This window comes from Streptomyces sp. NPDC058534, from assembly GCF_042717365.1.
Taxonomy (GTDB): Bacteria; Actinomycetota; Actinomycetes; order Streptomycetales; family Streptomycetaceae; genus Streptomyces.
The window spans coordinates 1-4261 of sequence record NZ_JBHXNW010000157.1 but is presented as its reverse complement, the minus strand read 5'-3'; the positions used below and the strand labels follow the sequence as shown (position 1 = coordinate 4261).

General features: G+C 73.8%; 8 protein-coding genes. All 8 read left to right on the top strand.

The window, feature by feature from the left end; all coding sequences use genetic code 11:
* The first annotated feature begins 346 nt into the window (after positions 1–346).
* The 8 genes from ACFWR9_RS42250 to ACFWR9_RS42215 all read left to right on the top strand — a co-directional run bounded on the left by ACFWR9_RS42250 (position 347) and on the right by ACFWR9_RS42215 (position 4255).
* Positions 347–511: a hypothetical protein gene (locus ACFWR9_RS42250; RefSeq protein WP_383852881.1), complete on the top strand. Its 165-nt coding sequence runs from the start codon at positions 347–349 to the stop codon at positions 509–511.
* Positions 511–702 carry a hypothetical protein gene (locus ACFWR9_RS42245; RefSeq protein ID WP_383852879.1) on the top strand — a complete coding sequence of 64 codons (192 nt, stop codon included), beginning with the start codon at positions 511–513 and terminating at the stop codon, positions 700–702. The genes ACFWR9_RS42250 and ACFWR9_RS42245 overlap by 1 nt, the downstream gene beginning before the upstream one ends.
* Before the next feature lie 76 nt (positions 703–778).
* The gene (locus ACFWR9_RS42240; RefSeq protein WP_383852876.1) at positions 779–1012 is read left to right on the top strand and encodes a hypothetical protein; all 234 of its coding nucleotides are present in this window, start codon (positions 779–781) and stop codon (positions 1010–1012) included.
* A 40-nt stretch (positions 1013–1052) separates the two neighbouring features.
* The gene (locus ACFWR9_RS42235) at positions 1053–1904 is read left to right on the top strand and encodes a protein transporter Sec31 (protein ID WP_383852873.1); all 852 of its coding nucleotides are present in this window, start codon (positions 1053–1055) and stop codon (positions 1902–1904) included.
* Complete coding sequence (locus ACFWR9_RS42230) at positions 1904–2548, top strand: hypothetical protein (protein WP_383852871.1); 645 nt, start codon at positions 1904–1906, stop codon at positions 2546–2548. The genes ACFWR9_RS42235 and ACFWR9_RS42230 overlap by 1 nt, the downstream gene beginning before the upstream one ends.
* A complete protein-coding gene (locus tag ACFWR9_RS42225; RefSeq protein WP_383852868.1) occupies positions 2545–3057 on the top strand; it encodes a hypothetical protein in 513 nt (170 codons plus the stop codon). The genes ACFWR9_RS42230 and ACFWR9_RS42225 overlap by 4 nt, the downstream gene beginning before the upstream one ends.
* Entirely contained in the window at positions 3054–3638 is a 585-nt protein-coding gene (locus ACFWR9_RS42220; RefSeq protein ID WP_383852865.1) for a hypothetical protein, read from the top strand. The genes ACFWR9_RS42225 and ACFWR9_RS42220 overlap by 4 nt, the downstream gene beginning before the upstream one ends.
* A gap of 92 nt (positions 3639–3730) precedes the next feature.
* Positions 3731–4255: a hypothetical protein gene (locus ACFWR9_RS42215; RefSeq protein ID WP_383852862.1), complete on the top strand. Its 525-nt coding sequence runs from the start codon at positions 3731–3733 to the stop codon at positions 4253–4255.
* Positions 4256–4261: the final 6 nt, after the last annotated feature.

Genomic DNA, 4261 nt, shown 5'->3' with positions numbered 1-4261 from the left:
TACCGGCGGCTCCTGCGCCCGCATGTCCAGCACGACCTGCCGGCGCATCTCCCGCCACCGCTTCCCGCGCTCCTGCTGGTCGGCCATCACCTCGCCGATCGCCTTCGCCCGCTGCTCCGGGTCGGTCATCGCCTCAACGGCGTCCATGGCGTCGATCACGCGCTGAGCCTCCTCGGTCACACCCGGCCTCACATCTCGTTGGGCGGGCCGCTTGCCTAGAGTGTACGGGGCCCCGTACAGTCACAGGAAGTAGCCCGAGCTACTAAGCACAACGGCCCCGGCCGGAGTTGCCGCTCCATATGGCCGGGGCCAGACCCACCCACAACCGTGACGAAGGAGCAGGTCCGTGCCCGAGCGTACCGAGCAGGAGCCGGAGCAGCCCACCCCGGCGCAGCCCCGCCCCAACCCGATCTTCCGCCAGCCCGCCACGGTGGAGGCCTGCCAGGCCGACTACGCGGCCGGCGCCGACATCCGCCAGGAGATGGCCCGCCAGGAAGCACGGCGCCGCTGATGGGCTGGTTCCGCAGCTCAAAGTCCAGCCGTGACTACCCGGCCGCCGGCGTGACGGTCACCGGTGACGCCGGCCGGTTCCGCCGCGCGAAGACCTCCGGCGCTCGCCAGGCCGCGCGCGAGGGCCAGGCGTGGGAGGACCGCGACAGGGCCGCCGATCGCCGCGGCGGCTGGTACCGCTCCGGCCGCTGACCACCCACCGACCGGCCGGGCCGCGAACATCCCCCCGCGGCCCGGCCTTCACCGCTCCCTCCAAGGAGACCCGCCCATGCTCGCCTCCCTCAAAGCCCGCCAGCGCCACCAGAAGCTCATGCGCGCCGCCCACCACCTCTTGCGCGACGCCTGGCTCTCCCTCGACCGGCAACAGGCCGACATCACCGCCGCCGACCTGGCGGCCTACGCGTTCGGACGGCACCGCATCGACCTCGACCCCGACGAAGCCCAGCGGTTCCTCGAAGCTGCCCGCGTCGCCCGCGGGGAACCAACCATCCCGTCCGCCTAACCGCCCCCGCTCGCCGCTGACCCGCACCGGAGAGACCACCGTGAAGACCAACCGCATCGAGCGGAAGCGCCTCGTCCCCCACACCGTCGACGGCGTCACCGAACTCGTCCTCGACACCGAGTACATCGACGTCCCCGCCCCGCCCCGCGACTGGGACCAGCTGGTGCGCACCGCCGTCACCATCGGCGCCGTCGTACTCGTCACCGCGTCCCTGGTCTGGACGACCGCGAGCATCGGCGACCTCCTCGCCGCCGTCACCCTGCCCGTCGTCGCCTACGCCGCGGCCGTCGCCTTCGACGCCTCCTGGATCATGTGCATGGCCGTCGAGTGGCTCCTCCGCTACGACCCCCAGCGGGCCAAGGTCGCACAGCGTGCCGGCTGGGGGGCTCTCGCCGTGTCCATGGCCGCGGTCTTCGCCCACGGGCACGTCGCCGACGAGTGGGTCATCGGCGCGGTCGGCGCGCTCGTCTCCGGCCTCGCCAAGGGCGGCTGGACGATGGCCATGCGCGTCCACGCCCGCCCCCTCGACCCGCGCACACAGCAGTGGGTCGAAGCGCGCCGCGCGAAGGTCGACGGGCAGCTCGCCATGATCCCGGTCCGTCGGGACCTCCAGCGCGGTGAGCACATCGTCGAGGCCGAGCGGCAGGCCCTCGCCGCGGATTCCGGATCCGCGGATCCGAACCAGCCCGGAGGATCCGCGGACCGCCCGGACCCGGCCGGACCGTCCGTCGACCGCAAGAGCCTGACCACGAAGGACGCAGTCCGGATCGCCTGGACCGACGGCATCCGCGACCGGGACGCCATCCTCCACGACGCCGCGGAGCGCCTCGGCCGGCCGGTCTCCCCGGACAGCGTGGACCGCTACCTCCGCGACCTCAAGCGCGGCGCCTGATGAGCGCGCAGCCGTCGCCCGGCGGTGACGAGCTGCGCGCCCGCGCCTACCTCCACGCCCTCCACGCCCGCCCTCTCGGCCACCAGGACCCCGTCATGCCCACCCCGCCCGACCGCCCCGTCATACCCTCCCGGATCATCCCCGCCGGCGCCCCGCTGCCCGCCCGCGCGCCCGAGCCCGGCGAGGCCCCGCCCTGGCGTACGCCCCCGCCCCCCGTGGCACCGCCCCAGATGCCCGCCGTGCCCGCCCCGCAGCCCGTACCGCCGCCGCAAGTCGTCCACCACGTCCACGAGGTCCTCCTCGTCACGCCCGACCCGGAGCCCGGGCCCCGCCTGTGGGAGCGGCTCTGGGAGCGGCTGTTCACCTGGCGCAACCTCCTCGCGGTCCTTGCTGCCCTCACCCCGTGGGCGGGCGGGCAAAGCCCCGTCGGCCTCTGGTCCGGCACCGTCCACCAGGCCCGCACCGAGGCCGGCATCCTCGCCGCCTACGTGATCGCCGCCGTCGCCCTCACCACCGCGTGGGCCCTCGACCGACGTACCGGCCGCGCGCTGCCCCGATTCCTCCTCGTCACCGCCGCGTTCGGCGCCCTCGGCGTCCTGTCCTGGTGGGACCCGATCCTCCTGATCACCGGAGTCCACAAGTGACCGCCACGTCCACGCTCACCCTGGGCGGGCTCCTCGCCGCCCTGATCATCCTGACCTGCAACCTCTACCCGTGGTGGACCGGCGGCCGGGAGTTCAAGATGCTCGCCGCCTTCGGGAAGGGCTTCGGCGGCGCCGCCTGCGCCGCGGCCTGCCCCGGCGGCATCCTCGGCTGGGCGCACTCCCGCTCCGGCAGCGTCGGCAACTCGGCCGGCGAAGCGGCCGGACAGGGCCTCACCGGCGCCCGCGTCGGCTCCGGCCTCACCGCCGGACAGCTCACCGGCCTCACCGCCACCGGCGCCGTGGTCGTCGTCGTCGCGGTCACGCTGGTCGTCCTCTCGTACAAGACCGCGGGCAAGAAGGACAAGCGCAGGATCGTCGGCGGTGCCTTCGTCGGCGCCGTCCTGCTGCTCACCGCCGGCGTGGCCGGAGCCCTGGTCTGGCTGCCCGACGCCCTGAACGGCGCGGGGGACGGGATCGTGTCCGTGGTCCAGGGGGCGGGCCTGCTGTGAGCCGCCTCTCCCACCCCGCCGGCCGGATCGCGTCCGGGTCCGCCATCCTCGCCCGCCGCCTGGGCACAGCGGCCGCCGCCTGGGTACGCCGCGGCCGCCGCGGTGACCTCACCGGCGTAAAGGCCGCCCTCGGCGGCTGGCTGCGCCTCGCCCTCCTCGCCCTCGGCGGCTACCTGCTGTGGCGCCTCGTGCGCGCCTTCCCCAACCTGCTCTGGATGCTGTCCGCCGGGTGGCTGGTCGCCTCCTGGCGGGCAGGCCGGCAGACCCCCGTACCGGCCGCCGAGGACACCCCCGCCGCGCCCGACGTGGAGGCCGTCCGAACGCTCCTCCTGGAGGCCATGGGAGAGGCCGACGCAGTGCACCTCCGCACGGTCCTCGCCCACCTCCAGCAGCAGGGCCACGGAGAGGGCTGGACGGTGGGCGACCTCCGGGCCCGCCTGGAGGCCCTCCACATCCCCGTCCACGCCAAGGTCAAAGCACCCGGCTCCCGCAGCCCCACGAGAGGCGTGCGGCGGGCGGATCTGACCCCTTCCCCGGCCGCCGCCGAGGAACCGTCTACCGCCCCGTCTACCGCCGCCTGACCTGCACGTCTACCGGCTCATCTACCGCGATCTACCGCCCGTCTACGAGCCCATCTACCGCAACTGTCAGTGCCCTTCGGAAGGATGACCCCATGACCACCCAGCTCCCGCACGACGACTACATCGAGGCCGTCACCGCAGCGCTGACCGCCGCCGGGCTGAGGCCCGCGGAGCACTGGACATCCGACGGCGAGACCAAGGGCATGTACTGCCACCTCAACGCCGTCATCACCCTCGACCCCAGCGGCACTTACGACGTGGACGACGAGGACGTCCCGACGGGCACCGCCTGGCGACACGGCCTGATCCTCAGCTGGGAGTGGCACACCGGCGCTGAGGAAGGCTGGGAGAAGGGCCCGTTCTGGGAGTTCGCCGCCCTCAAGGAGCACGACGTCTGCCAGTACCCGCCCGTGCAGCTGCCCGTGTACGGCTACGCCAGCCCGGCCGCCATCGTGGAGGCCGGCCGCAAGGTCATCTCCCACGAGGTCAAGCCCAACCATTCCTCCTCGTCCGGCGCCGTGCTCTGGGACGGCGGGATCATCGGGGACTCCTGGGAACGGCACGCTGAGCTGGACGCCGCGTGTGAGGCGTGGGGAGTGGACGAGGCCACCGAGTAGGGCCGT